20 protein-coding genes are annotated in these 26,754 nt (G+C 72.3%); 6 read left to right on the forward strand and 14 right to left on the reverse strand.

The window, feature by feature from the left end:
* Window positions 1–45 precede the first annotated feature (45 nt).
* From Adu01nite_RS01435 to ftsY, 7 genes are all read right to left on the reverse strand, one after another.
* Window positions 46–1,038 carry a class I SAM-dependent methyltransferase gene (locus Adu01nite_RS01435; RefSeq protein ID WP_203724366.1) on the reverse strand — a complete coding sequence of 331 codons (993 nt, stop codon included), beginning with the start codon at window positions 1,036–1,038 and terminating at the stop codon, window positions 46–48.
* Window positions 1,035–3,512 (reverse strand): glycosyltransferase, encoded by a 2,478-nt coding sequence (locus Adu01nite_RS01440; protein ID WP_203724367.1) that lies wholly within the window; start codon window positions 3,510–3,512, stop codon window positions 1,035–1,037. The genes Adu01nite_RS01435 and Adu01nite_RS01440 overlap by 4 nt, the downstream gene beginning before the upstream one ends.
* 44 nt (window positions 3,513–3,556) lie before the next feature.
* Window positions 3,557–5,830, reverse strand: coding sequence for a [protein-PII] uridylyltransferase (locus tag Adu01nite_RS01445; RefSeq protein WP_203724368.1), 2,274 nt, complete (start codon window positions 5,828–5,830; stop codon window positions 3,557–3,559).
* A 13-nt stretch (window positions 5,831–5,843) separates the two neighbouring features.
* Window positions 5,844–6,182 (reverse strand): P-II family nitrogen regulator, encoded by a 339-nt coding sequence (locus tag Adu01nite_RS01450; protein WP_203724369.1) that lies wholly within the window; start codon window positions 6,180–6,182, stop codon window positions 5,844–5,846.
* Window positions 6,183–6,217: 35 nt separating this feature from the next.
* Complete coding sequence (locus Adu01nite_RS01455; RefSeq protein WP_275414610.1) at window positions 6,218–7,582, reverse strand: ammonium transporter; 1,365 nt, start codon at window positions 7,580–7,582, stop codon at window positions 6,218–6,220.
* Between the two features lie 250 nt (window positions 7,583–7,832).
* Window positions 7,833–8,633, reverse strand: a complete 801-nt coding sequence (locus Adu01nite_RS01460) for a phosphotransferase (protein WP_239132048.1) — start codon at window positions 8,631–8,633, stop codon at window positions 7,833–7,835.
* Window positions 8,634–8,666: 33 nt separating this feature from the next.
* On the reverse strand, window positions 8,667–9,866 hold the full coding sequence (gene ftsY / locus Adu01nite_RS01465; protein ID WP_203724371.1) for a signal recognition particle-docking protein FtsY: 1,200 nt from the start codon (window positions 9,864–9,866) through the stop codon (window positions 8,667–8,669).
* Window positions 9,867–10,010: 144 nt separating this feature from the next.
* Here ftsY and Adu01nite_RS01470 point away from each other — a divergent pair, with 144 nt between their 5' ends.
* The 3 genes from Adu01nite_RS01470 to Adu01nite_RS47500 all read left to right on the forward strand — a co-directional run bounded on the left by Adu01nite_RS01470 (window position 10,011) and on the right by Adu01nite_RS47500 (window position 13,924).
* The gene (locus Adu01nite_RS01470) at window positions 10,011–11,714 is read left to right on the forward strand and encodes an alkaline phosphatase D family protein (RefSeq protein WP_203724372.1); all 1,704 of its coding nucleotides are present in this window, start codon (window positions 10,011–10,013) and stop codon (window positions 11,712–11,714) included.
* A gap of 78 nt (window positions 11,715–11,792) precedes the next feature.
* Window positions 11,793–12,314, forward strand: a complete 522-nt coding sequence (locus Adu01nite_RS01475) for a DinB family protein (RefSeq protein WP_203724373.1) — start codon at window positions 11,793–11,795, stop codon at window positions 12,312–12,314.
* Window positions 12,315–12,382: 68 nt separating this feature from the next.
* Complete coding sequence (locus Adu01nite_RS47500) at window positions 12,383–13,924, forward strand: HNH endonuclease signature motif containing protein (protein ID WP_239132049.1); 1,542 nt, start codon at window positions 12,383–12,385, stop codon at window positions 13,922–13,924.
* A 118-nt stretch (window positions 13,925–14,042) separates the two neighbouring features.
* Here Adu01nite_RS47500 and Adu01nite_RS01485 read toward each other — a convergent pair whose 3' ends face one another.
* From Adu01nite_RS01485 to Adu01nite_RS01495, 3 genes are all read right to left on the reverse strand, one after another.
* Window positions 14,043–14,660: an HAD family hydrolase gene (locus tag Adu01nite_RS01485; RefSeq protein WP_203724374.1), complete on the reverse strand. Its 618-nt coding sequence runs from the start codon at window positions 14,658–14,660 to the stop codon at window positions 14,043–14,045.
* A 5-nt stretch (window positions 14,661–14,665) separates the two neighbouring features.
* Entirely contained in the window at window positions 14,666–18,247 is a 3,582-nt protein-coding gene (gene smc / locus Adu01nite_RS01490) for a chromosome segregation protein SMC (protein WP_203724375.1), read from the reverse strand.
* 284 nt (window positions 18,248–18,531) lie between these two features.
* Complete coding sequence (locus Adu01nite_RS01495) at window positions 18,532–18,726, reverse strand: hypothetical protein (protein WP_020518001.1); 195 nt, start codon at window positions 18,724–18,726, stop codon at window positions 18,532–18,534.
* 746 nt (window positions 18,727–19,472) lie between these two features.
* Between Adu01nite_RS01495 and Adu01nite_RS01500 the strand changes: the two genes are divergently transcribed.
* The 3 genes from Adu01nite_RS01500 to Adu01nite_RS01510 are packed head-to-tail and all read left to right on the forward strand — an operon-like array spanning window position 19,473 to window position 22,833.
* Window positions 19,473–20,966, forward strand: a complete 1,494-nt coding sequence (locus tag Adu01nite_RS01500) for a glycosyltransferase (RefSeq protein ID WP_239132050.1) — start codon at window positions 19,473–19,475, stop codon at window positions 20,964–20,966.
* Window positions 20,963–22,264, forward strand: a complete 1,302-nt coding sequence (locus Adu01nite_RS01505) for a hypothetical protein (RefSeq protein WP_239132051.1) — start codon at window positions 20,963–20,965, stop codon at window positions 22,262–22,264. Before Adu01nite_RS01500 ends, Adu01nite_RS01505 begins: the two co-directional genes overlap by 4 nt.
* Entirely contained in the window at window positions 22,261–22,833 is a 573-nt protein-coding gene (locus tag Adu01nite_RS01510) for a spherulation-specific family 4 protein (protein ID WP_203724377.1), read from the forward strand. The genes Adu01nite_RS01505 and Adu01nite_RS01510 overlap by 4 nt, the downstream gene beginning before the upstream one ends.
* On the opposite strand, the gene mutM is transcribed toward Adu01nite_RS01510, so the two are convergent.
* The 4 genes from mutM to Adu01nite_RS01530 are packed head-to-tail and all read right to left on the reverse strand — an operon-like array spanning window position 22,784 to window position 26,743.
* Window positions 22,784–23,641: a bifunctional DNA-formamidopyrimidine glycosylase/DNA-(apurinic or apyrimidinic site) lyase gene (mutM, locus tag Adu01nite_RS01515; protein WP_203724378.1), complete on the reverse strand. Its 858-nt coding sequence runs from the start codon at window positions 23,639–23,641 to the stop codon at window positions 22,784–22,786. The genes Adu01nite_RS01510 and mutM overlap by 50 nt on opposite strands.
* 42 nt (window positions 23,642–23,683) lie before the next feature.
* Window positions 23,684–24,874: a mannosyltransferase family protein gene (locus Adu01nite_RS01520; RefSeq protein WP_239132052.1), complete on the reverse strand. Its 1,191-nt coding sequence runs from the start codon at window positions 24,872–24,874 to the stop codon at window positions 23,684–23,686.
* An 8-nt stretch (window positions 24,875–24,882) separates the two neighbouring features.
* Complete coding sequence (gene rnc, locus Adu01nite_RS01525) at window positions 24,883–25,707, reverse strand: ribonuclease III (RefSeq protein ID WP_203724380.1); 825 nt, start codon at window positions 25,705–25,707, stop codon at window positions 24,883–24,885.
* Entirely contained in the window at window positions 25,697–26,743 is a 1,047-nt protein-coding gene (locus tag Adu01nite_RS01530; protein ID WP_438871061.1) for a phosphate acyltransferase PlsX, read from the reverse strand. Before Adu01nite_RS01530 ends, rnc begins: the two co-directional genes overlap by 11 nt.
* Between the last annotated feature and the right edge of the window lie 11 nt (window positions 26,744–26,754).

Here is a 26,754-nt window from a genome sequence, read left to right on the forward strand (position 1 = left end):
CTCCCGCGGCCCGCGACCCCGCCGTCCCCCGCGGCGGGGTCGCGCTTACTTCTTGGTGGCCGCGGCCGTCGGCTGCGGCTGCGCCAGCGTGGTCCAGCGGCCCGCGAAGCGGCGCTGCTCGGTCAGCCCGAAGCCGCCCTGCCGCGGCGCGACCCGCCCGGGCACCTCGTCGACCACCACCGCCCCCGAATCGGCGAGCCGGCGGCCCAGCACGTGCAGGGCGGGCGCCACCGCCTCGGCGCCGGGTGCCGCGGTGCCGTCCACCACGAGCAGGTCGATATCGGTGAGGCCGTCCAGCGCGTCGACGTCGTACCAGTCGACTGTCCGCCCCTCCACGGTCAGCTCGGCCGGTCCGGCGTGCCGCACCTCGACCTCGGCCAGGCCGTGCTCGCGCAGCATCTGCCGGGTCACCTCGGCCCGCTTGCGGTCATGGTCGACCGCGACCAGCCGGCCGCCGGTGGCCTCCAGCGCGTAGCCGAGCCAGATCGTCGCCGGCCCGCCGCCGAGCGCCACGGTCAGGCCGGGCTGCCGGGCCGCCGCGATGGTGATCAGGCCGAGCAGGTCGGTCGGGTTGAGCGCGCCGCCGGCCGGCATCGGCGCCCGCGGTTTGACCTGCTGGAACAGCTGGAACAGCGCCTCGATCTCCTGGTTCTGCTCGCGCAGCAGGAGCTCGGCACCGCGGCCGGTGAGCCGTTCGGTGCGGGCCAGCGCCTCGGTCAGTTCCTGGTGGCGGTCGCCGGCCGCGAGCCGTTCCTTCTCCACCGAGGCGATCACCCGGCGCTGCAGCTGCTCGACGACGACCCGCAGGTCCCGGACGGCGTCCTGGGTGGTCCGGGTGGCCCCGCCGATCCGCCGGGACAGGTGGATCACCCCGGCCGTCACCGCCACCAGCAGCAGGGCGAGCAGGCTGGTGGCGAGCGCGGCCCGCCCCGCGGCGGACGCGACGACCACCCCGGCACCGACCGCTGCCATGATCCCGAGACCGGCGATCTGGCGCGCGGAGAGCGCCTTGGCCAGCTTCTTGAGCTTCGCTTTCACATCATCGGTAACGCCCTCGTCGCAGCCGCCGTTACGGGGAGCAACTCCATGATCCGTTCGACGAAAAGGGCCGGGTCGTGGGCCCGGGCCACCACCTCGCGAGCTCGCCGGCTCTGCTCGGCGTACAACGCCCGATCGGCCCGGTAGCGGTCGATCAGCGGCCCCACCTCGGACCGGCCGCAGTAGACGGCCGCGTCGCCGTAGAGGCCCGCGTAGCGCTCCGGCATCACCACCACGCAGCCCATCGCCGCTGCCTCGAGGGCCGGCCGGGAGTACCACTCGGCGCTCTCCGGTGAGGGAAAGTGCAGGTAGAAGTCGAGCTGATGGAGGAAGGGCCGGGGGTCGAGGTCGGCCGCGGAGTAACCGAGCCAGGCCCGCGGCAACGGGATGTCCGGCTCGGTGCGGGGCCGGTCGGGCAGCCGGATCCGCACATCCGCCTCCGGAAGCCGGCGACAGGCCGCGAGGGTGGCGGCGATGTCCGGCGGCCAACTGGCGGCATCGCAGAGGTCGGTGCCGGCGACCGCCGGGCCCGGTGCGGCGCCGGACCGTTCGGAAACCCAGCCGGGCGCGGCGAGCGCGGTGGGGAAGTCGCGGTCGGCGAGGGTCACACCTTCTTGCGTACGCAAGGAAAGCCGCACCCCGGCATCCTGCGGAACCCAGACGGGGTCTGTCCCGAAGAGCCGCCGTGCCGTCGCGGTGCAGGTCGCCGGCGCATAGCGATGATCGGTGCCGTCGCTGCGGACCGGCGCCCGGTCGGCCACCACGACCACCCGCCGCCCGGTGATCCGGCAGCCGGACGGCGCGAACTGCAGCACCGCCGCCTGCCGCACCAGCACCAGCGCGGCGTCGACCAGCTCGCCGGGCGCGACCCGGTCGACCTCCCCCTGATTGATCAGGTCCTGCACCGGCGCGCTGAGCGGCTGCCGCTTGAGATACACCCCGCGGGGCGACTCGAGGTGCAGCAGCGCCACCCGCATCCCGGCCGCCCGCAGCGCACCGATCTCGTCCAGCGCGGTCCGCTGCGCACTCTCCAGGAACCGCCAGTCGGCCACCATCAGCACGTCGTACTCGGCGACCTGCTCCGGATCGGCGCCGAGCAGATGCCCGGGCGCCGCGAACGGCCGGTCCGAGCCGTCGGCCGGCCGGGCCGCCGCCGCCACCCCGGCCAGGATCTGCTGGTGATAGCGCAGGTAGGCGGAGCTGTACGCGGTCCGCGCCGGATGCATCCAGTGCGGCTTGATCTCCGAGCGGGACAGCGACCCGGCCGACAGCCGGATCAGCGCGAGCGGCAGCGAGTCGAGGTGCCGCACCCGGCGCACCCCGAACGCGGCCTGGATCCGCCCGATGTACTCGCTGTCGGCGGCCTTGCGCACCCGGTCGAAGTAGCCGACCCGGGACAGCACCGCGTTGCGCCGGATCAGCAGCGACGACGGGTTGAACCGGCCGCTGCGCACCCCCGGCCGGTTGAGCAGCAGATGGTCGGTGACGGCCAGCCCGTCCGAGGTGGTGGCGACCAGCCGCCGGTCCTCGAGCATCGGCGTGACCTGCAGCTCCAGCCGGCGCGGGTGGGACCAGTCGTCGGAGTCCTGGAACGCGGCGAACTCGCCGCCGGCCGCGTCCAGCCCGGCGTTGCGGGCCGCGTAGGTGCCGGCGTTGACGGCCAGCTTCACCAGCCGGATCCGGTCGCCGAGCGCGGTCGCCGCCCGCAGCACCTCGTCGTACTCCGGCGGGGACGCGTCGTCGACGATGATGATCTCGACGTTGGCCCAGCTCTGGGCGAGGATCGACCGCACCGCGGTGAGCAGCCCGCGATCGGGACGGAACGCGGTCACCACCACCGAGACCCGGTGCGGGGTCTCGACCCGCTCGGCGGCCGGCGTGGCCAGCCGGTCGAACGGCACGCCGGCACCGTCGCCGACCACCGGGGCGGGCGCGGGCAGCAGGGCCTGAAAGTCACGCAGCCACGGCTCGACCGGCCGCTGCGCGACGAACGGGTTGAGCAGGTCGACCCGCAGCGCGCCGCGGGTCACCGGGTTCATCCGCCGATAGCCGGACAGCAGTCGTTTCGCCTGTTCCGGGCCCTGATGGGCGAGCGCCATCTGGGTGTGCAGCGCCTGGTTGGCCGGGGACACCGCGGCCGCCCCGTAGGCCCGGCGGATCAGCTCGTACAGCGCGAGCGCGTCCTCCCGGTCGCCGGGCAGCAGCTCCTGCAGCGCGATGATCTGGGCCACCGCCGACACCAGGCCGACATCGGCGGTCCGCCGGCGGCGGCGCAGCCAGCGGCGATCGCCGCGCCGGGCCGCCGCGAGCAGATCGTCGAGGTTTCCTGAATCGCCGAGCGCGGCCCGCGCCATCAGCACCCGGGAGTCAGGCGTCCGGTTGCGGGAGGCGGTGGCGGTCAGCGCCAGCCGCAGCCGCGGACCGATCGCGCGAATGTGATCATCGAGCAGACCGGATGGATGTGGCTCCCGCATGCCACGACCAACGCGCCCGGGACGAGCAGGTGACGCGGTCGATTTCAGACCGCGCCGAGCACCGCCGCCTGCACCCGGTCCCGCTCGGCCTGCTCGGTCCACGAACCGACCAGGTAGAACGCGTCCACCACGTCGCCGCCGAGGGTGGAGATGCGGGCCGCGCGGACCACCGCACCGGCCTCGTCCAGCGCCGTCGCCACCCGATAGAGCAACCCGGCCGAGTCGGCCGCGCGCAGCTCCAGCACGGCCGCGTCGGTGGCCGCGTCCCGCTGCCACACCACCCGGGGCTGGGCGGTGCCGCCGCGGGCGCTCATCGCCCGGGCCCGCACCCGCTGGGTCACCGACACGTCCCCGGCCGCGACCCGGCGCAGGTCGGCGGCGAGCGCCACCGGGTCGTACGGCGAGCCGTAGCGCGGCTGGGTGAAGAACTCGACGATGGCCCGGCCGTCGACGGTGGACGCGTTCGCGCCGACCACGTCGAGCCGGTGCATGGCCAGGCAGGCGGCGACCGCCCCGAGCAGGCCACGCCGGTCGGCGGCGGCCACCGCGACCCGGTCGCCGTCCAGGTGCACGGCCGGCAGGTCGCCCTCGAGTAGCTCCGGGTCGGGGGCCGGCGGTTCAGGCAGCTCGCCGGTGTCCAGCGCGGTGTGCACCCGGCGGACCAGCTCGGCCATCAACCGGCCCTTCCAATCCGACCAGGCGGCCGGGCCGGTGGCGTGCGAGTCGGCCAGGGCCAGCGCGTGCAGCAGGTCGAGGGTGGCGGTGTCGCCGACCTTCTCGGCCACGGTGGAAATGGTCACCGGGTCGCTCAGGTCGCGGCGGGTGGCCACGTCCGGCAGCAGCAGGTGCAGCCGGACCAGCTTCTCGATGGTGGCCACGTCGGCCGACGGCAGGCCGATCCGGGTAGCGATGTCGGCGGCGATCGGCGCGCCCACGGTGCTGTGGTCGCCGGGCAGGCCCTTGCCGACGTCGTGCAGGAACGCGCCGATCAGCAGCAGGTCGGGGCGGTCCACCTCACGGGCGTACGCGGTGGCCTCGTAGGCGGCCTGCACCAGGTGCCGGTCGAGAGTGAAGCGGTGTACCGGGTGGTGCTGCGGCAGGCTGCGCATCCGGGCCCACTCGGGCAGCCAGGCGTCGATCAGCCCGTACCGGTCGCAGGTTTCCCAGGCGGGCAGCAGGCCCGGGCCGGAGCCGAGCAGCGAGACCAGAGCGGCGCGGGCGGCGGGCGGCCACGGGGTCGGCAGCGGCGGGCAGAAGGCCGCGAGCCACTCGCTGGTGGCGCGGGCGATCGGCAGCCGCACGGTGGCGGCAGCGGCGGCCACCCGCAGCGACAGGCTCGGGTCCGGGATCGGGCCGATGGCAGTACGCGCGAGCACCAGCTCGCCGTCCTGCTCGACCACGTCCCGGGCGACCGGCCGGCGGGTGGGAGTTCCGGGGGTGTGGCCACGGCGGCGCCCGGCGCGGAGCCGGTCGGCGGCCCGCCAGGCGTCGTCGACCGCGTGCGCGATGGTCCGGGCGTCCCCGGCGACCCGGCGGAGCAGCGTGTCGCCGTCGTCGAGGTCGAGCAGTTCGGCGACCGCGCCGCGCTCCTGGGCGACCAGCCGGTCCACCCGGCGGCCGACGGCCAGGTGCAGGGCGTCGCGGGTATCGAGCAGGCGCAGCCCGGCGGCGCGGACCGCGGGGCGCATGGTGTCGGCCACCCCGGCCCGGCCGATGCCGCGCAGGATGGTCACGTCGCGCAGCCCGCCGGCCGCCTCCTTGAGGTCGCCCTCGAGCAGGAAGGCCAGCTCGCCGTGGCTCGCCCAGCGGGTGGTGGTGATCTCCTTGAGCTGCGGCATGAGCCGGACGGCGGTGCGCCGCCACTGATCGCCGGCGGCCGCGATGAGCTCACCGGAGAGGGCCGCGTCGCCGGCCACGTGCCGGGCGTCGAGCAGGCCGAGGGCGACCTTGACGTCGTCGTGCGCGACCGACAGCGCCTCCGGCAAGGTGCGCACGGAGTGGTCGAGGCCGAGCCGGGCGTCCCAGATCGGGTACCAGAGTGCGGAGGCGATCCGGTCGATCCCGGCCGTGCCGTTGTGCAGCAGCACCAGGTCGAGGTCGCTGTAGGGAGCGCAGTCACGCCGGCCGAGCCCGCCGACTGCCAGCAGGCTGACGCCGGGCAGGTGCCCGGGGAAGATAGCGGTCAGCCAAGCATCGAGCGCCGCAGCCCGATCGATCCGGGCCGCGGCGCCGATGTGCAGCTTGAGCTTCTCGTTGTCGAGCGAGCCGCCGACCGGCACCACGGGCGGGGCCGGCGGCTCACTGGACATGTTGTTCATTCAGGGCGTCAGATCAGAGCGCGTCGAGGCCGCGCTCGCCGGTACGGACCCGGACGACCTCTTCCACAGCGGTCACCCAGACCTTCCCGTCACCGATCTTGCCGGTCCGTGCCGAGGTGACGACGGCGTCGACGATCTTCTCCACGTCGATCTCGTCGGTAACCACCTCGACCTTGATCTTCGGCAGGAACTCCACCGTGTACTCGGCTCCCCGGTACACCTCGGTGTGGCCCTTCTGCCGTCCGTAGCCCTGTACCTCGCTCACGGTCAAGCCGGTCACGCCCAGCGCGTGCAGCGCTTCCTTCACCGCGTCGAGCTGGTACGGCTTGATGACCGCGGTCACCAGCTTCATGCTCAGTCCCTCTTTCGGAGCAGTCATACGGGAATCTAACCGGCAACCTTCTGGCTGACATCAGCCTTGCCGTCCGCGTCGACACCGGTCTTGAGACCGGCCATCGCGAACGCACTGCCACCGCCCGAGCCACCGGCCGGGGTGAAGTCGTAGGCCGACTCGCCGTGGTCGGCGATGTCGATGCCGCCGATCTCGGCCTCTTCGCTGACCCGGAACAGGCCGACGGCCTTGAGGACGAGCGAGAGGATGACCGCGACGCCGAACGAGAAGACGGTGACCGCGGCGCTGCCGACGAACTGGCGGCCCAGCTGGCTGAGGCCACCGCCGTAGAACAGACCGTTGTCCGCGCCGAGCACGTCGGTGATCGCACCGTTGACCTGCGTGGTGGCGAAGAAGCCGATGGAGAGGGAGCCGATCCATCCACCGACGAAGTGGACGCCGACGACGTCGAGCGAGTCGTCGTAGCCCAGCTTGTACTTCAGGCCGACGGCCAGAGCACAGACGGCACCGGCGATGATGCCGATGAGGGCGGCCGGCAGCGGGGCGACGAAGCCACAGGCCGGGGTGATGGCGACCAGACCGGCAACCGCACCGGAGGAAGCGCCGACCAGGGTCGGCTTGCCGTCGCGCAGCCACTCCACGATGACCCAGCCGAGGAGCGCAGCGGCCGTGGCGAGCTGAGTGTTCACGAAGGCGAACGCGGTGGTGCCGTCGACGGTCAGCTCGGAGCCGGCGTTGAAGCCGAACCAGCCGAACCACAGCAGGCCGGCGCCGAGGGCGACGAACGGCACGTTGTGCGGGCGCATGTTGTCCCGCGGCCAGCCGATCCGCTTACCGAGGACCACGATCACACCGAGTGCAGCCGCACCGGCGTTGATGTGCACCGCGGTACCACCGGCGAAGTCGAGCGCGTGGAGCCAGCCACCGATCCAGCCGCCGCCCCACACCCAGTGCGCGACCGGCACGTAGACGATGGTGAACCAGCCGAAGGCGAAGAGCAGCCAGCCGCCGAACTTCAGGCGGTCGGACAGCGAGCCGCTGATCAGGGCGACGGTGATGATGGCGAACATCATCTGGAACGCCATGAAGACGTACGTCGGGATGCCCGTCGTACCCCACATCTCGGTGCCCCAGCTGGTGCCCGAGCCGAAGTACTTGGTGAAGCTACCCAAGAAGTAGTTGACGTTGGTGTTGTCGTTGGCACCGAACGCGATGGTGAAACCGTAAAGGGCCCAGAGGATGGAGATGAGCCCGATACTCGAGAAGCTCATCATCATCATGTTCAACATGCCCTTGTTCCGGTTGAGGCCACCGTAGAACAGCGCCAGACCCGGGGTCATGAGCAAAACGAGCGCAGACGACAGGAGCAACCAGGCGGTATTGCCAGTGTCGATCTCCACGCTGCCTCCTCCCGAAATTTTGAGGTGTCCTCACACACGACCCACGCGGCGGCGTCGCCAGTCGGCCGGTTCGGCGCAAAGGTTTCCGGTCAGCTGTTTCACGCACGGTCTACGCGCGATTTCCGGCGCGTGACGGGTTGTTTCGTACGTGTGAAGAAACTCTCACAGCCTCACCGGCGAAACACCCTGAACTGGGACAATAGCCTCGGAATTTCGACAACCGTCTAACCGAAAGATTGTCAACAGCCGATCAACGGAGGGCGTATTCCAGGGTATGACGCTCGTAATCGAGCAGCCGCAAATCGCGCATCGGACGCCGCAGATGCCCCTTGTGCACAATGCGCACGAAGGCCGGATCACCGGCCGCGGCCATCCGCCGGATGCCCTCGACGTGGTCCACGATCCGCTTCCGGATCGTCCGCACCAGGCGGTGCCGGTCGCGCGGGATCAACCCGTACGCGTCCGCGAAGAGCCGCAGCCGCCGCGGCCGGTTGGGCCGCTTCCAGCCCAGCGTGTACGAGTCCCGGTCGCTGAACAGCGGCACCCAGGTCCACGCCGCATAGGCCACGTCGTAGATGCGCGCCCCCGGCGAGGCCAGGTCGAAGTCGATCAGGGCAAGCGTGCCGTCCGGCCGCCAGACCACGTTGTGCGGCGCGGCGTCGTGGTGGCAGATCACCTCGGTGTCCGGCGGCGGCGGCCCGAACGACCGCCACACCGCGCCCGGCGGCGGCACGAAGCCATATTGCGCGTCGTGGAACATCCGCAGCATCGTCGCGACCGTGACCAGCGCTTCCTCGGTCACCCAGTGCGGCGCCAACGGGTATTCACCGCACTCGCCGTCGAGGTAGGAGAGGACCTCCCGGCCCTTCTCGTCTATCCCCAGGGCATGCGGCGACCCGGTGAAACCGACCCGCTCAAGGTGGTTGAGCAGGCCGTGCACGGCCGGCGTCCACGGACCGGTGTTACGCCGGACGGTGTCGCCGACGCGCGAGACCGTGCTGACGTTGCCGCCGTGGAGCGGAATCTCCCGCACCGGCTCCTGCGTCACCAACGGCCTCCCCGTATCTGTCCTGAAGCTTCGAGACTAACCGTCGGAACCAAGCAACGCCTCGACGAACGCGGCCGGCTCGAACGGGGCCAGGTCGTCCGGACCCTCGCCGAGACCCACCAGCTTGACGGGAATACCCAGCTTGCGCTGCACGGCGATGACGATGCCGCCCTTCGCGGTGCCGTCGAGTTTGGTCAGCACGACACCCGTCACATCCACCACTTCCGTGAACACGCGGGCCTGCTCGAGCCCGTTCTGTCCGGTCGTGGCGTCCAGAATCAGCAGCGTCTCGTCGACCGGCCCGTGCTTCTCCACGACCCGCTTGACCTTGCCCAGCTCGTCCATGAGACCGACCTTGTTCTGCAGCCGGCCGGCCGTGTCGATCAGGACCGTGTCGATACCGGTGTCGATGCCCCGCTTGACCGCGTCGAACGCCACGCTGGCCGGGTCACCGCCCTCCGGCCCGCGCACGGTCTCGGCACCGACCCGCTCACCCCAGGTGGCCAGCTGCTCGGCGGCCGCGGCCCGGAAGGTGTCGGCCGCGCCGAACAGCACGGTCCGCCCGTCGGCGATCAGCACCCGGCCGATCTTCCCGCAGGTGGTGGTCTTGCCGGCGCCGTTGACCCCGACCACCAGCAGCACCGCCGGGCGGCCGTCGTGCGGGGCGGTCTTCAGCGAGCGGTCCATCTCGGGCTCCAGCGCCGCGGTCAGCTCCTCGGCCAGCTGGGCGCGCACCTCGGCGACCGTGCGGGTGCCGAGCACCCGGACCCGCTCCCGCAGCCGCTCGACGAGCGCCTGGGTGGCCTCCACGCCGACATCCGCACTGATCAGGCTGTCCTCGATCTCCTCCCAGGCGTCCTCGTCCAGGTGATCACGGGACAGGACGCTGAGCAGGCCGCGGCCGAGCACGCTCTGCGAACGGGCCAGCCGGGCACGCAGCCGAACCAGTCGGCCGGCGGTCGGCTCCGGCGCCTCCAGCTGCGGCTTCGCCTCCTCGACCACCGCCGCCGGCGGCTCCTCGATCAGCGGCGGCAGCCCTTCGTCGGCCTCGGCCGGAACCACCAGCGACGGTGGTTCCTCCTCGGCCGGGCGCTCGAGGGTGGCGGTCCCCGTGCCTCCCTGCGACCCACCCTGAGACGGCGGCAGCTCACGGCGGCGCATCCGCGGCACCATGAGGCCGACACCACCGGCCACCAGGACGACGAGCAGGATGACTGCGGCGACCACGTATTCCATGGCTGAAATCCTGACAGATGAGCCGTCGGCGCGTGGCGTCGGCCGGACGAGTGGCGACTTCGCCACCTCTGACGGAGGATGGGACGCCCCCGGAAGCTCTGCGTGGAAGGCTCTCCCCATGCGCCCCAACCGGATGGCGGCTCAGTGACCGCTCATCTGCTCATCGGTCCCGTCCTGCGTCGCGTGGTCGGCGACCGCGCCACCATCTGGGTGGAAACCACCGAGCCGGCCACCGTGCGGGTCGAGGCGGACGGCGGCGGCGCCGGCTCCGCGTCCACCTTTGCGGCGTACGGGCATCATTACGCGCTCGTGGTCGTCGAGGGCCTCACCCTCGGCGCGGACAGCACCTACCAGGTGCACCTGGACGACCGCCAGGTCTGGCCGGCGCCCGATTCGACGTACCCCCCGTCGTTGATCCGCACCCGCCCGGCGCCGGACGCCGAAATTCCGGAGGCCGAGGCCCCGGTCCGCCTGATCTTCGGCTCGTGCCGCGAGGCGACGCCGCACTCCAGCTCCCGCCACCTGCCGCCGGACGCGCTGGACGCCTACGCCCGCCGCCTGATGACCGACCCGAAGAACCCCGACCTGCGCCCCGACCTGATCGTCCTGCTCGGCGACCAGGTCTACGCGGACAACACCTCGGCCAAGGTCAAGCGCTTCCTGCGGCGCCGCCGGGCGGCCGGTCACCAGGGCCCCCAGGACCAGGTGGTGACGTTCGACGAGTACACGAAGCTGTACCTGGAGTCGTGGCGCGACCCGGAGATCCGCTGGCTGCTCTCCACCGTCCCCAGCGTGATGATCTTCGACGACCACGAGCTGATCGACGACTGGAACACCTCCGAGTCCTGGCGCCGCGACATGGCCGCCGAGTCGTGGTGGATCGAGCGGATCACCGGCGGCCTCGCCTCCTACTGGGTCTACCAGCACCTGGGCAACCTCAGCCCCGACGAGCTGGCCGCCGACCCGCTGTTCGAGAAGGTGGCCGCGGCCGGCGACGCCACCGTCCTGCTGCACGACTTCGGCCGCTCGGTGGACAGCGCGCTGGACGGCGAAACCACCCGCTACCAGTGGTCCTACTCCCTCGATCTGGGCCGCACCCGGCTGGTGATGCTCGACAACCGCTGCAACCGCGTCCTCACCCCCGGCGCCCGCGAGATGCTGCCGGCCCGCGAATGGGCGTGGTTCGTCGACCAGGCCCACGGCGACTACGACCACCTGGTGGTCGGTTCCTCCCTGCCCTGGCTGATGCCGCCGGCGATCCACCACCTGGAGGCGTGGAACGAACGCACCGCCGACTCCGCCAACCCGCGGGTGGCGGCCTACGCGGAGAAGATCCGCCGGGCCTTCGACCTGGAGCACTGGGCGGCTTTCAGCCGATCCTTCGCTGCGCTGGGCGAGCTCTTCCGCCGGCTGGGTGAGGGCGGTGACGGCGCCCCACCCCACCGGGTGGGAGCAGGCGGAGCGTACGCCGCCCCCGCGACGATCTCGGTGCTCTCCGGCGACGTCCACCACTCGTACGTGGCCCGGGCCGACCTCGGCGAGAGCATGCGGACCCCGGTCATGCAGCTGACCTGCTCGCCGGTGCACAACCAGGTCCCCGCGTTCATGCGCCCGCTGATGCGCTTCAGCTGGTCACGGGCCGCCGCCCGGGGCGTGCGCGGCCTGGCCCGCTCGGCCGGCGTCCGCCGCCCCGCCTGGACCTGGAAGCGCGAGGCCGGCCCGTACTTCGGCAACGCGGTCAGCACCCTGCACCTGACCGGCCGGGACGCCACCGTCACCGTCGAGGGCACCGACAAGGACGGCAACCTGTTCAACGTGGCCGAGGTCGGCTACGGCCCATCGAAATAGGCTGCGCCGTTAGAAACAGGGCTGCGCCGCTAGAAACAGGGCTGCGCCGATCGCCGGGCGGGCGGCAGGATGACCCGAATGACGACCTGGACCGCCCCCGAGGCGAAGCGCGAGAGCGAACCGTTCACCGGCCCCGAACGGGCGATGCTGCAGGGCTGGCTCGACTGGCAGCGCCAGACCCTGCTGTCCAAGTGCGCCGGCCTGACCGCCGAGCAGCTGAGGACGGCGAGCGTCGAGCCCTCCAATCTCACCCTGCTCGGCCTGGTCCGCCACATGACCGAGGTGGAGCGCAGCTGGTTCGTGGTGCGCGCGGCCGGCCACCCCAACCCCGGCGCGCACTACAGCTCCGAGGCCAACCGCGACGGCGACTTCGACGACGTGGCCGACGCCGACCCGGAGGCCAACCTGGCCGCCTTCCACGCCGAGCTCACCGCCGCCGACGAGGCCGTGGCCGACCTGTCGCTCGACCACGAGTTCACCCTCCGCGAAAACACGCTGAGCCTCCGCTGGGTCTACCTCCACATGATCGAGGAGTACGCCCGCCACAACGGCCACGCCGACCTCCTGCGCGAACGCATCGACGGCGTCACCGGCGACTGACCCGGCTCGCTCGGCCCCCTGAACTGGGCGTACGGAAAAATGTCGTACGCATGTTCTAATCTGTGGCCATGTTGGACCGACTGACCCGGAGCCGCACCGCACTCGCCGAGTGCGCGGATGCTTCGGTGTGGGCGCTGTCCGACGCCGACCTGCTCGCCTCCCTGGAGCAGGCGTGGATCGGCGTGCAGCAGCTGACCGGGGTCGCCGCACGCCTGATCCGCCAGGCCGAGGTGCGCGGCCTGCCGCGGGCCGAGGCGGCCTCCAGCACCGTGGTGTGGTTACGCCAGCGGCTGCACACGAGCCCGGCGGAGGCGCAGCGGCTCGTGCGGCTCGCCGAGGTCCTCGACGCGTCGCCCGCGCTGGATGCCGCCGTGGCCGCCGGCACCGTCTCGGCCGAACAGGCACGGGTGATCGGCTCCGCCATCGCCGATCTGCCCGACGAGGCCGGGATCGACCTCACCGCGCAGGCGGAGACGGCACTGATCGGCTACGCATCGGAGTTCGACCCGATCACGCTGAGCCGGCTCGGCACCCGCATCCTCGCGCACGTCGACCCGGAGGCAGCCGACCGCCACGACGAAGCCCTGCTGAAGCGCCAGGAGGAGCGAGCCCGCCGCGGCCGCGGATTCACCATGAGCCCGTTCGGCGACGGCCGGGTCCGGCTGTCCGGCTGGCTCGACAGCAGCGGCGCCGCGACCGTGACCGCGGCCCTGGAGCCGCTGTGCCGCCCGTCCCAGGACGCCGCCACCGACACCGACCTGGCCCGGACCCCGACACAGCGACGCGCGGATGCCCTGGTCGACGTGTGCGCCCGAGTCCTGCGAAACGACGGACAGCCAACCGGCGGCGGCGAATCAACCCACATGGTCGTCACCGTCCCGATCACCACGCTGCAGACCACCCCCGGCGCCCCCACCGAAAGCCACCCACAGCAAGACCACCCGCAGCCCGACCGCCCGCAGCCCGACCGCCCGCAATCTGACCGCCCACCGGTTGCCCCCGGCCCTCGCACCGGTCACCGACCGCCCAGCCGCGGCCCTGGAGCAGATCGCAGCCACTCGGCGCCCACCCGCAGCACACCCACCCGCAACACACCCACCCGCAACACACCCGCCCGAGCAGCCGCCGCAGGCACCGCGCCCGCCGACAGCCGCCCGGCCGATCGCAAGCGCAGCCGGGACAGCGGCTCCGGGATGCTGGACAACGGGACGCCGATCAGCCCCGCCGAGGCGCGCCTGCTGGCCTGCGATGCCCGGATCATCCCCGCCGTCCTCGGCACCGCTGGCCAGGTTCTCGACGTGGGCCGTGCCCGTCGCCTGTTCACCGGGCCGATCCGGCGCGCACTGATCCTCCGCGACCGAGGATGCTGTTTCCCCGGCTGTGATCGACCACCGAGTTGGTCAGAAGCTCACCACATCATCCCGTGGGCCGACGGTGGCGCGACCGCGTTGTCCAACGCGTGCCTGCTCTGCCGCCACCATCACCGCGCCATCCACAACACAGATTGGCAGGTCCGCCTCAACCCCGACGGCCACCCCGAATTCCTCCCGCCGCCAACGCTGGACCCACAGCGCCGCCCCCGCCGCAACGCATACCACCTACGGAGGTAGGCCGGCGCAGAACGCACAGCGAGGTCACGTCGGCTCAGAACCGGTCTCGCCAGCCCGGGAGCGGCAGATCGAGAACGGTCATGGCAGGACGAGCACGGTCACGGCAGGACGAGCACGGTCAGCTCAGATCTAGCGCCTTACGCAGGTAGGCGACATGCTCCGGCCCGCTCCACCGGTATGCCGGCAGGCTCGCGGCCCGGGCGCCGCGCACCGCGCGGTCGTCGTCGTCCACGAAGAGGACGTGCTTGGGCGCGAAGCCGATCAGCTCGCAGGCCCGCTGGTAGAACTCCGGGGCCGGCTTGTGGACCTTCTGCTCCCAGGAGCTGATCACCACATCGACCTCGCCGGCCAGGCCCAGCGCCTCCAGATCGGGGCGCAGCCGGTCGGTGGCGTTGGTGGCCAGGCCGACCTTGCGGCCGCCGGCCCGCACCTCGCGGATGAAGGCGAGCGCGTCCGGGTCGGGCTCGCCGCGGTAGGACTGCCACCGCGCCACCGCCTCGGCCGCGCGCTCAGGCTCGATCGGCAGCCGCTCGGCGACCAGGCGCATCCACTCCGCGTCGGTGATCTCGCCGACCACCGCGGGCCGGTAGATGTCCCAGGACATCGACGTCTCGAGCAGAGCGGCCGGCTTCAGGCCGTACTCGACCTCCACCGCGATCATCGGGGCCGGATCCCAGCGGCGCAGAACGCCGTCCAGGTCGATGAGCAGGGCCTGGGCGCGTTCGCGCGGCGACATGCTGGCTAGTCCTCTTCTTCCTTCTTGAGCCGTTGGCTGATCACCTGGGTCACACCGGCGCGCATGGTCACGCCGTACAGCGCGTCCGCGACCTCCATCGTGCGCTTCTGGTGCGTGATGATCAGCAGCTGGCTCTTTTCCCGCAACTGCTCGAAGAGCGTAATCAGGCGGCCGAGGTTGACGTCGTCGAGGGCGGCCTCGACCTCGTCCATGATGTAGAAGGGCGAGGGCCGGGCCCGGAAGATGGCGCACAGCATCGCCACCGCGGTGAGCGAGCGCTCACCACCGGAGAGCAGCGACAGCCGCTTGATCTTCTTACCCGGCGGCCGGGCCTCGACCTCGACACCGGTGGACAGCATGTCCTCGGGGTCGGTGAGCACGAGCCGGCCCTCACCACCCGGGAACAGCACCTGGAAGACGGTCTGGAACTCGCGCGCGGTGTCCTCGAACGCCGACGCGAACACCTCCAGGATGCGATCGTCGACGTCCTTGACCACGGTGAGCAGGTCCTTGCGGGTGGCCTTGAGGTCTTCCAACTGGTCGGAGAGGAACTTGAAGCGTTCCTCGAGCGCCGCGAACTCCTCCAGCGCCAGCGGGTTGACCTTGCCGAGCAGCTGCAGGTCGCGCTCGGCCTTGTTGGCCCGCTTCTCCTGGGTGGGCCGGTGGAACGGCGCCGGCTCAGGAACCGGCTTGTCGTCCTTCTCGGCCTGGGCGGTCTCGGCGGCGCTCGGCGGCACGAGCTGCTCCGGCCCGTATTCGGTGATCAGCGTGTCCACGTCGAGCGAGAAGTCCTCGGCCGCCTTGGCCTCGAGCTGCTCGATGCGCATCCGCTGTTCGGCGCGGGCCATCTCGTCGCGGTGCACCTCGCTGGTGAGCCGTTCCAGCTCGGCGAGCAGCCGCTTGGCGGTGGCGCGCACTTCCTGCAGCTCGGCCTCGCGCGCGGTGCGCGCCTGGGCCAGCTGGTCGCGGGAGTCGACAGCCGCGGCGAGGGACAGCTCGACCCGGAGGAGGGCGGTGGCCGCGCCTAGTGCGACCGCCTTGGCGATCTCGGCGCCGCGGGCCCGGGCGGCCCGCCGGGCCGCGGCCCGTTCCCGGGCCTGCCGTTCGGCGTTGGCCTGGCGCATCAGGGAGTCGGCCCGGCCGGCGATGGAGGAGACGCGCTCCTCGGCGGTACGCACGGCGAGGCGTACCTCCATCTCGTTCTGCCGGGCCTGGGGTACGAGGGCGGCGAGCGTGTCCCGCTCCTCGGTGGACGGTTCCTCGTCGATCGGGGTGGACTCGGCCAGATTGAGCCGTTCTTCCAGCTCGGCGAGGCGCATCAGGTCGTCCTCCCGGGCCGCCTCGGCCTTCTGCCGGGCCGCGCCGAGTCGCTCGCTCTCGGCCTTGGCCGACCGGGCGGCGGCGCCGAGCTCGGCGAGCCGGCGGGCGGCGGCGTTGCGCTCGCCCTCGGCCGCACGCTTGGCGGCGGCAGCCACGTTCACGGCTTCCTTGCGCTCGGCGACGTCGGCGCGGGCGTCGATCAGTTGCCCCTTGAGCTCGCTGATCGCTTCCTCGGCCGCGGTCCGCTTGGCCTTGGCCTCGTCGACCGCGGCCTGCACCTCGATGTAGCTGGTGGCCTTGCCGGATCCGCCGGCCGCGGCGAACGCGCCGAGCACGTCGCCGTCGGGGGTGACGGCCCGTAGTTCGGGGTTGTCGGCGACGGTGCGGGCCGCGACGGCGAGGTCGGGAACGAGGACGACGTCGCGCAGTGCCCGGTTGATAGCCGGCCGGACCTGCTCGGGGCAGTCGACCACCTCCGGCGCCCAGACGCCGCCTTCCGGCAGCTGCGGGCGCAGCGACTCGAGCGAGCCGCGCATGCCGGGCCCGGCGGGCGAGGCGACGACCAGCGCGGCGCGTCCGGCATCAGCGATCTTGAGGGTACGCATCGCCTCGATCGCCTCGTCCACGCCGGAGAGTGCGACCGCGTCCGCGAACGTGCCCAGCGCGGCGGCGATGGCCGCCTCGTGACCGGACCGGACGGTGAGCATCGAGGCGAGGCTGCCGAGCAGGCCGGGCACCTGGTCGCGCTTGGCCAGCAGGGCCCCGGCGCCGTCCTTGCGCTGCAGGCCGAGAGCAAGAGCTTCCTCGCGCGCCTTCCAGCTGGCCGCGTCCTTCTCGGCGGCCCGTTCGGCGTCGGAGAGCTCGCGCACGACGGCCGCGGCACGATCGTGACCCGCCTGAACCTCGGCGTGCCGCTCGTCCAGCTCGACGTTGTCCCGATCGGCCTCGGTGGACTCCGCGGCGACCGCGTCGACGTCGGACTGGGCGGCCTCGGCGCGGGTGAGGGCGTCGGTGTGCGCGGCGGCGAGCCGCTCGATCTCCTCGGCCGCGCTTCCGGTGCGCGCCTTGGCCGCGTTCACGTTGCCGGTCAGCTTGGCCAGGCCTTCGCGGCGATCGGCGATGGCCTTCGCGGCGGTGCGCAGTGCGCCCTCGGCCGCGGCCAGTTGCCGTTCCAGTTCCTGCCGGTTCTCGACCGCCTCGGCCAGCCGCATCTGGTCGTCGGTGAGCGCCTCGCGCAGCTCTTCTTCCTGCTCGCGCACCCGCTCGGCCTCGGCGACCAGCTGGTCGGGGTCGCGGCCGGGCCGCTCCTCGTCCGGGGTGGCGGCGAGGTGGCGCAGCCGCTCGGTGGCGAGCTGCTCGGTGGAGCGGAAGCGTTCCTGGAGGGCGGCCAGTTTGTACCAGGTGTCCTGGGCGGCCTGCAGCAGTGGCGCGTCCTCGGCGTGTGCGCGTTCGAGGTCGGCGAGCCAGCGCTGAACCTCACGGTTCTCTTCCTCGACCTGCTGCCGCCGGTCCCGCATCGCCGATTCGTCGGCGATCTCCTTGTCCAGCGTGCCGCGCAGCGTGTGCAGGTCGTCGGCGAGCAGCCGGAGCCGGGCGTCGCGCAGGTCGGCCTGGATGCCGGCGGCGCGGCGCGCCACCTCGGCCTGCTTGCCGAGCGGCTTGAGCTGACGGCGGAGCTCGGCGGTGAGGTCGGTCAACCGGTTGAGGTTGACCTGCATCGCGTCGAGCTTGCGGATCGCCTTTTCCTTGCGCTTGCGATGCTTGAGTACGCCGGCGGCCTCCTCGATGAAGGAGCGGCGGTCCTCGGGTTTGGCGTGCAGCATCGCGTCGAGCCGGCCCTGGCCGACGATGATGTGCATCTCACGGCCGATGCCGGAGTCGCTGAGCAGCTCCTGGATGTCGAGCAGCCGGCAGGCGTTGCCGTTGATCTCGTACTCGCTGGCGCCGTCGCGGAACATGCGCCGGGTGATCGAGACCTCGGTGTACTCGATCGGCAGCGCACCGTCGTTGTTGTCGATCGTCAGCGTCACCTCGGCGCGGCCCAGCGGCGCCCGGCCGGAGGTGCCGGCGAAGATGACGTCCTCCATCTTGCCGCCGCGCAGTGCCTTGGCGCCCTGCTCGCCGAGGACCCAGGCGATGGCGTCGACGACGTTGGACTTGCCGGAGCCGTTGGGGCCCACCACACAGGTGATGCCCGGCTCCAGGCGCAGCGTCGTGGCGGAGGCGAAGGACTTGAAGCCCTTGACCGTCAGGCTCTTGAGGTGCACGGATCTCCGAGGGTCGCCAAGGTTGTCAACAGGAGGATGCTTGGCAAGCAGGGTACCCGCACCGAGCTCCAGCGGCCTGTCACGCCGCGCTCAGTACGGACATAGGCCCCCAAAGCAGACAAAAAGATGCGCGCCGCCACAGGGTGGAGGCGCGCTGTCAGGAGTGCATCAAGCCGGCACTGGGGGGATCGACCGCCGATTTCCGGCGGCCGGGACAACTGCAGCCAGAAACAACCGCGGTTGGAAACAACTCAGGCCCGATCAGAGATCGGGCCATGAACAACTCAGGTCAGCGCCGGCTCGGTCAGCCGCAGGATGTCGTCTGCTTCGGCGGCAGCGGCCGCCAGTCGGTCATTTTCCGCCCGGAGACGGGTGACCTCGAACTCCAGGGCCTGCACCCTGGAACGCAGTCGGGTGACCTCGTCGAGCAGGCGCCGATCGGGCGCCGCGCCTACGTGGCCGAAGAGGGCCTTCGCCATGGTGACTCCTTGAGAAGCATTGCTTCTTCTTGGGTGGTGTTGAGAACCACGCGCTTGTAGCGCGCGCCCAGTTTGCGCCACACTTCTATGCACACGGGCACGCGTGAGCACAGACTCATGCACCCAAAGAACGTGCTTCTTAGGTGCAGATGTCCCATGCCTGAAGTGGAACCGGGCATGAGTGGGCGCGACTGGCGACACCTCCATAGTCCGCCCATACCCACGCTCCGTCAAGCGGTGCGACCGCGGACCCGGCCCTGAGGTCAGTGAATCATGCCACGCTGCCGTTCTTTACCTGGGCTTATGTTTTCCTTTGCCGGTTTGTCCACGGCTTGCGTGGGTGCTTACGGTCTGCGGCGGCCGCACCCACCCACCGTGCGCGCGATGATCAAGCAACCGCGCAATGATCAAGCAACACGATCAAGCAAGATGATCAAGCAGCGCGATCACGCGTCGCGCGGAGTGATCCGCGGAACGATCAGCGAAGCGATCTCGGGTGGCGATCGACGTCGGCTCGGCACCGGGTGCCGGTGGCGGGGCATCCGGTGCCGGCGACGGCGTGAGGACGCCGCAGGGACGCCGCACCTATATCGCGAACCCTCCCAGGATTTCGCGACATTTCGGACAAGTCGGGCGGCAAATCGGATAAAAGTCGCGTAATTGTGTCGCCTACCCGACAGGCTCTCGTAACTTTCCCGGGCTGTCTCGTTGCCTCCTTCGTGAAAACGACCCCGTCGCACGAGCGCGTGTGCTTGCTCACCGGCGGCGGGTACCCGTTCCGACGGGACGCGCTGAGCGGGTGGTGCCGCACCCTGGTGGAGGGCCTGCGCCGATTCCGCTTCGACCTGCTGACCGTGACGGACCGGGAACCGCCGGTCCTGCCCGCGTACCCGCTGCCCTTCAACGTCACCTCGGCCGACGCTCTGCAGATCGGCCGGGCCCAGATCGGCCGGGCCCTGGGCCGGGAGCGCCGCCGCGGCAACTCCAACGAGACTGGTCGCGGCGCCGCCCACCTGCTCTGCCGGGGGCTCGTCGAGCAGAGCCGGTTCGCCATCGGGCTGCGCGGTCTCGCCGAGCTGGCCACCGAACGACCCGACCCGCTGACCAACGTTCCGCTGGCCGACCTGCTGGCGGACGCCTGGCGCGACGGCAGCCCGTCCGACGACGAGCCGCCACTGCCCCGGCTGAGCACCCGCGACGCCCGCACCGCGGCCACCCTGCTCAAACACGCACTCGGCGCGCTGGCCGTGCCGTTGCCGAAGTCCGACCTGGTGCACTGCATCGGCGGGACGACCCCGCTGCTCACCGCGCTGGCCGGGCGCTGGCAGTCGGGCATCCCGCTGCTGCTCACCGAGGCGCGGGCCCCGGTCGCCCGGCAGCGGCCGGCCGAGGAGCGGCTGTCGCCGGCGGTGCGCGCGGTGCTGCGCCGGTTCCGGGCCGCGGTCGCCCGCACCGGGTACGCCGAGGCCGGCCTGATCGCCCCGCTCAGCGCCTACCACCACGGGTGGGCGCTGCGGCACGGCGCCGCCGCGGCCCGGCTGGTGCAGGTGCCGGCCGGGGTGGACCCGTCGGAATATCCGGTCACCGCCGAACCGGGCGCCGGCCACCCGGCCGTGGTCTGGGCCGGCAGCGGTGGGCCGGACAGCGGGCTGACCCAGCTGCTGGCGGCGTTCGAGCAGGTCGCGGCGGCCCAGCCGGGGACGGTGCTGCACCTGGTCGGGGTCACCCCGGCGCACGAGGACCACTGCGCCGAGCAGATCGAGCGGACCGGGCTGGGCCGGGCCGTACGCCTGCATCCGCTCCCGGCCGACCCGCGTGACCGCTACACCGTCGGGCACGTGGTCGCGCACGTTCCCGGGCCGGCCGATCCGCCGTACCGGCTGATCGAGGCGATGATGTCCGGCCGGGCCGTGGTCGGGGTCGACGTCGGGCCGGCCGCCGAGACGCTGGGCGACGCGGGCGTGCTGGTCCAGCCGGACGACCCGGCCGAACTGGCGATCGCGATCGTCGACCTGCTGCGGGCGCCGACCCGCCGCCGGCAGCTCGGTGACGCGGCCCGGCGGCGGGCGCTCACCCACTTCACCACCGACCGGGTGGTCCGGGTCTACGGCGCTCTCTATGCCGACCTGACCGGGCCGCCGCCGGCCCCCGCGTCCGCCTTCGAGCTGGCGCTCACCATCCCCGCACCGCGGACCTCACCGCCCGCGACGTTGCGCTGGCTGATCCGGGAGGACCGATGACGATCACACCCCAGCGAGGGGCGTCCCCGACGCGTACGCCCCGAGGCCGTAACCGGCGCCGTGCGGTCGGCCGGCCGCCCCTCGGCGTACACCCGAAGCATGCGGCGGACCCGGCGCTCGCGCCGGCGCCGCTCCCGACCACCCTGCCCGCGCTCCCCCGGACCCATCGGCGGCCCGGCGCCCTTCGCGCCTACCTGAACGCTGCGCTGCTGCGCTGTGTCCTCTACCTCGCGCCGATCAGCGTCGGAGTGGCCGGGGGTGCGTCGCTGCGGCAGGTCGCATGGCCGGTTCCGCTGGTCACCCTGCTGCTCGGCTGGACCGCCGCGCAGGCCCTGACCTGCGCGGGTGCGGCGATGGCGCGGCGGGCCGGACCGGCGGCCGCGTGCCGTCTGGTCGGCGCCGGTTTCGCGGCCGTGACCGGGCTGTGGTGTGCGCTGGTCTGGATCGCGCCGGATCACCTGCTCGGACCGCATCGCGGCATGGCCCTCGTGGTCGGGCTGGGCGGGCTCGCCACCCTGGCCACGGTGACCGCGGCGCTGGTCACCCGGGCCGAGGCGGCGGTGGTGCGGTGGAGTCTGCCGTGCTGGGTGCTGGCCGCCGCGACGCTCGTCGAGATCGCCGGCAAGCCGGTGCCGTGGCTGCCGGTGGGCACCCTGCTGCCGGCCGCGATCGTGCTGGTGCTGGTGCGGTCGTTCCGGCCGGCCATGCTGCCCGGTACGCCGCGGCGGCGGTTCGCGCTGAGCCGGACCGAGTTGCGCCAGGCCGGCGGCTACCTGGTGATCGGGCTGTCCCAGGCGATCTGCGTGGTGGTGCTCTGGCGGGGCGGACCGTCCGGTTCGACCGTGCCGTTCTGGCTGCCGCTGCTGCTGGCCGTGCCGATCCTCGAGGCGCTCATCGCCTGGAACATCGGCGAGGCCGGGACGAAGCCGCGCGGGGTCACCCTGGGCACGCTGGCCGGACTGCTGCCGCCGCTGACCCTCGGCTGCGCGCTGGCGGTGGCCGGGTTCACCGGGACTCAGCTCCCCGGGGCCATCGAGGCGGCGGGCGTGCTTCCACTGGCCGGCGGCACCCTGCTCGGCGGCGTCTTCGCCATCACGTTCCTGCTCGCCGCCCGGGGCCGCACCGGGATCGCCGCCACCATCGCGGCCGCCCCGCCCCTGGTCGTCATCGTTCTGAAGCTTCTGCCCGTACCGGCCGCCGGCGCCCTGCCGAACGCCGTCGGCGCGCTCGCCGTCACCCACGCGGCCGGCCTGCTCGTCGTCGCCCTCACCGCCGCCGACCACCGGAGAGACTCGTGAAGACACTGTTCCCGCCGTACGCCCACCCGTCACCCGAGCTGGCCCTGGACGCCGAGACCTGGATCATCCGGGACCTGCCCGGCGAACGCCGCAGCCTGCACCAGTCGCTCGGCCGGATCGACCTCGACTGGGGCAGCCGCTCGCTCGCCGACGTGCTGGCCGATGTGGACGCCTGGCGCGAGGACGGTGTCGAGGGGCTGTTCCTCGATCGGGCGCCGGCCGGGTCGGGCGGGGTCGGGCCGGTGGCGCTGACCGTCCGGCTGGCCGCGCGGCGCGGGCTGCACCGGGTCGTGCTCAACCCGGGAGTGCCCACCCACCCGCTCTACCGCGACCTGGGCACCCGGATCTGCTCCTTCGAGGGGCCCTGGTCGGCCTATCAGAGCTGGGACGGCGACGGGGTGCGGCCGGGTGACGGGCACATCGTGCACGGGGTGCCGCCGGCGCTGCTCACCGCGGCCCGCCGGCTGATGGGACGGCGGGGCGCGGGTTTCGGGCTGGCCACCGACGCCAGCCCGTACCTCAATGCGTACGCGGGGGGCGTGGGCGGGGCTGGCAGCGGGGACAACTGAACGACGAGCGGTTCATGAACTGCTCGCGCCGGATCGGGGTGCCGCAGCGGTGGCACGGTTCGCCCTCCCGGCCGTAGGCGTTGAGCGACCGGTCGAAGTAGCCGCTCTCCCCGTTCACGTTGACGTACAGCTCGTCGAAGCTGGTCCCGCCGGCCTTGATCGCCTCGCCCAGCACGTCCCGCACGTCGGCGAGCAGCCGGCGCGCGGCCGGCCGGGTCAACTGGTCGGTGGGGCGGGCGCCGTGCAACTGCGCCCGCCACAGTGCCTCGTCGGCGTAGATGTTGCCGACCCCGCTGATCAGCGTCTGGTCGAGCAGTGCCCGCTTGACCTCGGTGTGCTTGCCGCGCAGCCGGGCCACGAACACCTCGTCGTCGAAGAGCGGGTCCATCGGGTCGCGGGCGATGTGCGCGATCTCGCCGGGCAGTTCCGCACCGTCCTCGGAGACCGCCAGGCCGCCGAACGTGCGCTGGTCGACGAAGCGCAGCTGCGGCCCGCCGTCGGTGAACGTGAACCGGATCCGCAGGTGTTTCTCGTCCTCGGCCTCGGCCGGCTGCATCAGCAGCTGGCCGCTCATGCCGAGGTGGCCGACGATCGCGTCACCGGAGTCGAGCGGCAGCCACAGGTATTTGCCGCGCCGGGACACCCCGACGATCGTGCGGCCGGTCAGCATCGCGATGAAGTGCGCGTCGCCGGGCAGGTGCCGCCGGATCGCGCGCGGGTGATGCACCTCGACGGTCGCGATGGTCCGGCCGGCCACCCATGTGGCCAGGCCCTGCCGAACGGTCTCGACCTCTGGCAACTCGGGCAACTCGGGCCCTCCTTAAGCGAAAAGCAAGGGAGAAAAGCCTGGCTACAACGTGTACGGCCAGATCGTGATCAGGTAGGCGCCGTACCAGAGACCGAACGCCGCCCACGCCGTGATCGCCAGCACCGCCACCCGGGGGCGGGCGCGGGCGGCGGCGACGGCCGCCGGCAGCAGCGTCAACAGTACGGGCAGCAGCAGTCGCGGCTTCGAGTGGTAGAAACCGGCCTGCCCATAGACGAGCACCATCGCCACGACCCCATAAACGGCCAGTGGTGGCCACGGTCTCCCGGCCAGGGCCACGCCGGCCGCGGCCAGGGCGGCCAGCAGGATCAGCGCCACGCTCATCGGGATCCAGCCGTCGCCGCGGCTCAGCGTGTCGCTCAGGAAGAGCCAGGTGCTCCGCCCGTAGTCGAACGAGGTGCCCCAGCCGGCGGTCTGGATGCGGAACCAGGCACTCCAGTCGCCGACCCGCCAGCCCACCCAGGCCAGGAACAGCGGCACGCCGGCCATCGCGACCGCGGCGGCCAGCAGCGGCGGCCAGGGCTTGCGCGGGTTCCGGCGGACCGCCATCAGCGCGGCGACGGCGAGGGCGAGCGCGGCGGCGGCACCGGTCGGGCGGGTCAGGGCGGCGCCGAGCCCGAGCAGGCCGGCCGCCCACCACACCTGCCGGTGCGCGGCGACGAGCATCCCGGCGACAAGGGCAAGAAAGAGCGCTTCCGAGTACGCCATGGACAGCACCACCGACACCGGCGCGCTGCAGCAGATCGCGACGAGCGCCCAGCCGGTGCGCTTGCCGTACAGCGTGGTGCCGAGCAGGTGCAACGCCACCGCCGCGGCGATCGACGCCGTCCAGCTCACCAGCAGCGCCGCGCTCTGCGCGGAGAGACCGATCGCGGCGAAGCCGCGGATGAGCATCGGGTACAACGGGAAGAACGCCAGCTCATTGCCCTGCAACACATGCTGGGTGTCATAGGTGTACGAGTGGGGGTAGCCGTCCACCGCCACCCGCAGGAACCAGCCCGCGTCCCACACCAGCAGCCGCCCGCGCAGGCTCGTCCCGTCGGCGGCGGCGCTGCCCAGCCAGACCAGGATGAGCAGTTGGGCCACCCGGGTCAGGGCGAAGATCCCGACCGCGATGAGTACGCCCCGCCAGGCGCCGGCCGCGGTCCACAGGCTCGGCCGGCGCTCCTCGACCTGCTCGGCGCCCGGCCGACCGGCCTCCGGCTGCTCCGTCACCGCGACGCTCACTTCTGATCGTCGTCCTGCTTCTGGTCGTCATCCCGCTTCTGGTCGTCATCCCGCTTCTGGTCGTCATCCCGCTTCTGGTCGTCCAGGGTCTCGGCCTCGTCCGGGGCCTCGTTGCCCCGGTCGTTCAGGGTGCGCCACGCGGCCGCGGCGGCCCGCTGCTCCGCCTGCTTCTTGCTGCGCCCCTCGGAGCCGCCGTACCGCTCGCCGGCCACCACCACCCAGGCGGTGAAGGTCTTGGCGTGGTCGGGGCCGGAGTCCTCGATCACGTAGTCCGGCACGCCCAGGCCGAGCGCCGCGGTGAGCTCCTGCAGGCTGGTCTTCCAGTCGAGCGCCGCGCCGCGGCCGGCCGACTCGGCCATCAGCGGGTCGAACAGCCGGTGGATCACCTCGCCCGCGGTGTCCAGGCCGTGCTCCAGGTAGATCGCGCCGAGCAGCGCCTCGAGGGTGTCGGCCAGGATGCTCGCCTTGTCCCGGCCGCCGGTGGTCTCCTCGCCCTTGCCGAGCAGCAGGTGCGGGCCGAGGCCGTGCGGGCCCAGGCTGCGGGCCACGTCGGCGAGCGCGTGCATGTTGACCACGCTGGCCCGCAGCTTGGCGAGCTGACCCTCGGGCAGGTCCGGGTGATTGTGGTAGAGCGCGGACGTGATCACCACACCGAGCACCGAGTCGCCCAGGAACTCCAGCCGCTCGTTGGTCGGCAGACCGCCGTTCTCGTACGCGTACGAGCGGTGGGTGAGGGCTCGTTCCAGCAGCGGGGGTTCGAAGGGGACTCCGAACGCCTCCTCCAGCGGGAGGGTGGGGGGCCGGCGGCGCTTATCCATCATGGGACACCTCGTTGTGCGGGATCTGCTTGTCGTTAACGACGTGATCGACCATCGCCGTTACCGCGGCGCGTCGGTGCAGGTGGGCGGCGAGCGCGAGGCCGGCCGCGAGGTCGGGGCCGGATGCGGCGCCGTGGCAGACGACAACGGTGCCGCCGACGCCGAGCAGCATGGCGGCGCGGGGCGGGACGGCGTCCGGGTCGCCGGGCGGGCCGAGCCGGGCGTACGCCGTCTCCAGGCCCTTGAGCAGGATGTTTCCGGTGAAGCCGTCGGTCACCACGACGTCGGCCACGTCGCCGGTCACGACGTCGTTGCCCTCGATCAGGCCCACGTAGCGGGCGCCGGCCGGCAGGTCGGCGGCCTCCAGCAGCGGCGGGAGGGCGCGGCGCAGGCGGTCGCCCTTGCCCTGTTCGGTACCGATGGTGAGCAGACCGACCCGGGGTGCGGCGATCTCGTGCACCACGGCGGCGAAGGCGGCGCCCAGGCGCGCGTGCATGACGACGAACTCTTTGTCCGGGTCGACGGCGGAACCCACGTCGAGCAGGACGAGACGGCCGGCGGCGCTGGGCAGCACGGCGGTCAGGGGTGGGCGGCGCACGCCGGGCCAGCGGCCGAGCACCCGGGCGGCCGACACGACGATCACGGCGGTGTTGCCGGCCGAGACGACGGCATCGGCCAGGCCGTCGGCCACGGCGCCGACGGCAGCGCGTACGCAAGCATCGGCAAGGTCTTGGGCCGTCGGAGCCGGCGCGTCCGCGCCGTGCTCGCCCGCCGTGATTTCGATGGTCAGCACGCTCAGGCGAGCGTGGTGCGCCGGATCCACGGCAGCACGAATCCGGTCGGCAGCCTCGGGCGGGCCGACCAGCAACAGATGAAGGGACGGATCGGCCTGGAAGGCACGCAGAGCGCCGTCAACCACGACGGCGGGAGCGTGGTCCCCGCCGAGGAGGTCGACGGCGATCCGCGCGGTCGCCGACTCCGAATCCGGAGCCGGCGTGCCGGTGGTTCGCCGTAACCCAGGTGCGACCCGCCCGACGATCGGGCGCGTCA

Origin of the sequence: Paractinoplanes durhamensis (genome assembly GCF_016862175.1) — a bacterium.
Taxonomy (GTDB): Bacteria; Actinomycetota; Actinomycetes; order Mycobacteriales; family Micromonosporaceae; genus Actinoplanes; species Actinoplanes durhamensis.

Excerpts from the sequence above, each read along its gene's own strand:
- rnc (WP_203724380.1), bottom strand. The coding sequence starts at position 25,707 with ATGATGGATAAGCGCCGCCGGCCCCCCACCCTCCCGCTGGAGGAGGCG.
- Adu01nite_RS01445 (WP_203724368.1), bottom strand. The coding sequence starts at position 5,830 with ATGAACAACATGTCCAGTGAGCCGCCGGCCCCGCCCGTGGTGCCGGTC.
- Adu01nite_RS01495 (WP_020518001.1), bottom strand. The coding sequence starts at position 18,726 with ATGGCGAAGGCCCTCTTCGGCCACGTAGGCGCGGCGCCCGATCGGCGC.
- Adu01nite_RS01485 (WP_203724374.1), bottom strand. The coding sequence starts at position 14,660 with ATGTCGCCGCGCGAACGCGCCCAGGCCCTGCTCATCGACCTGGACGGC.
- Adu01nite_RS01450 (WP_203724369.1), bottom strand. The coding sequence starts at position 6,182 with ATGAAGCTGGTGACCGCGGTCATCAAGCCGTACCAGCTCGACGCGGTG.
- Adu01nite_RS01505 (WP_239132051.1), top strand. The coding sequence starts at position 20,963 with ATGACGATCACACCCCAGCGAGGGGCGTCCCCGACGCGTACGCCCCGA.
- ftsY (WP_203724371.1), bottom strand. The coding sequence starts at position 9,866 with ATGGAATACGTGGTCGCCGCAGTCATCCTGCTCGTCGTCCTGGTGGCC.
- Adu01nite_RS47500 (WP_239132049.1), top strand. The coding sequence starts at position 12,383 with ATGTTGGACCGACTGACCCGGAGCCGCACCGCACTCGCCGAGTGCGCG.
- Adu01nite_RS01440 (WP_203724367.1), bottom strand. The coding sequence starts at position 3,512 with ATGCGGGAGCCACATCCATCCGGTCTGCTCGATGATCACATTCGCGCG.
- Adu01nite_RS01475 (WP_203724373.1), top strand. The coding sequence starts at position 11,793 with ATGACGACCTGGACCGCCCCCGAGGCGAAGCGCGAGAGCGAACCGTTC.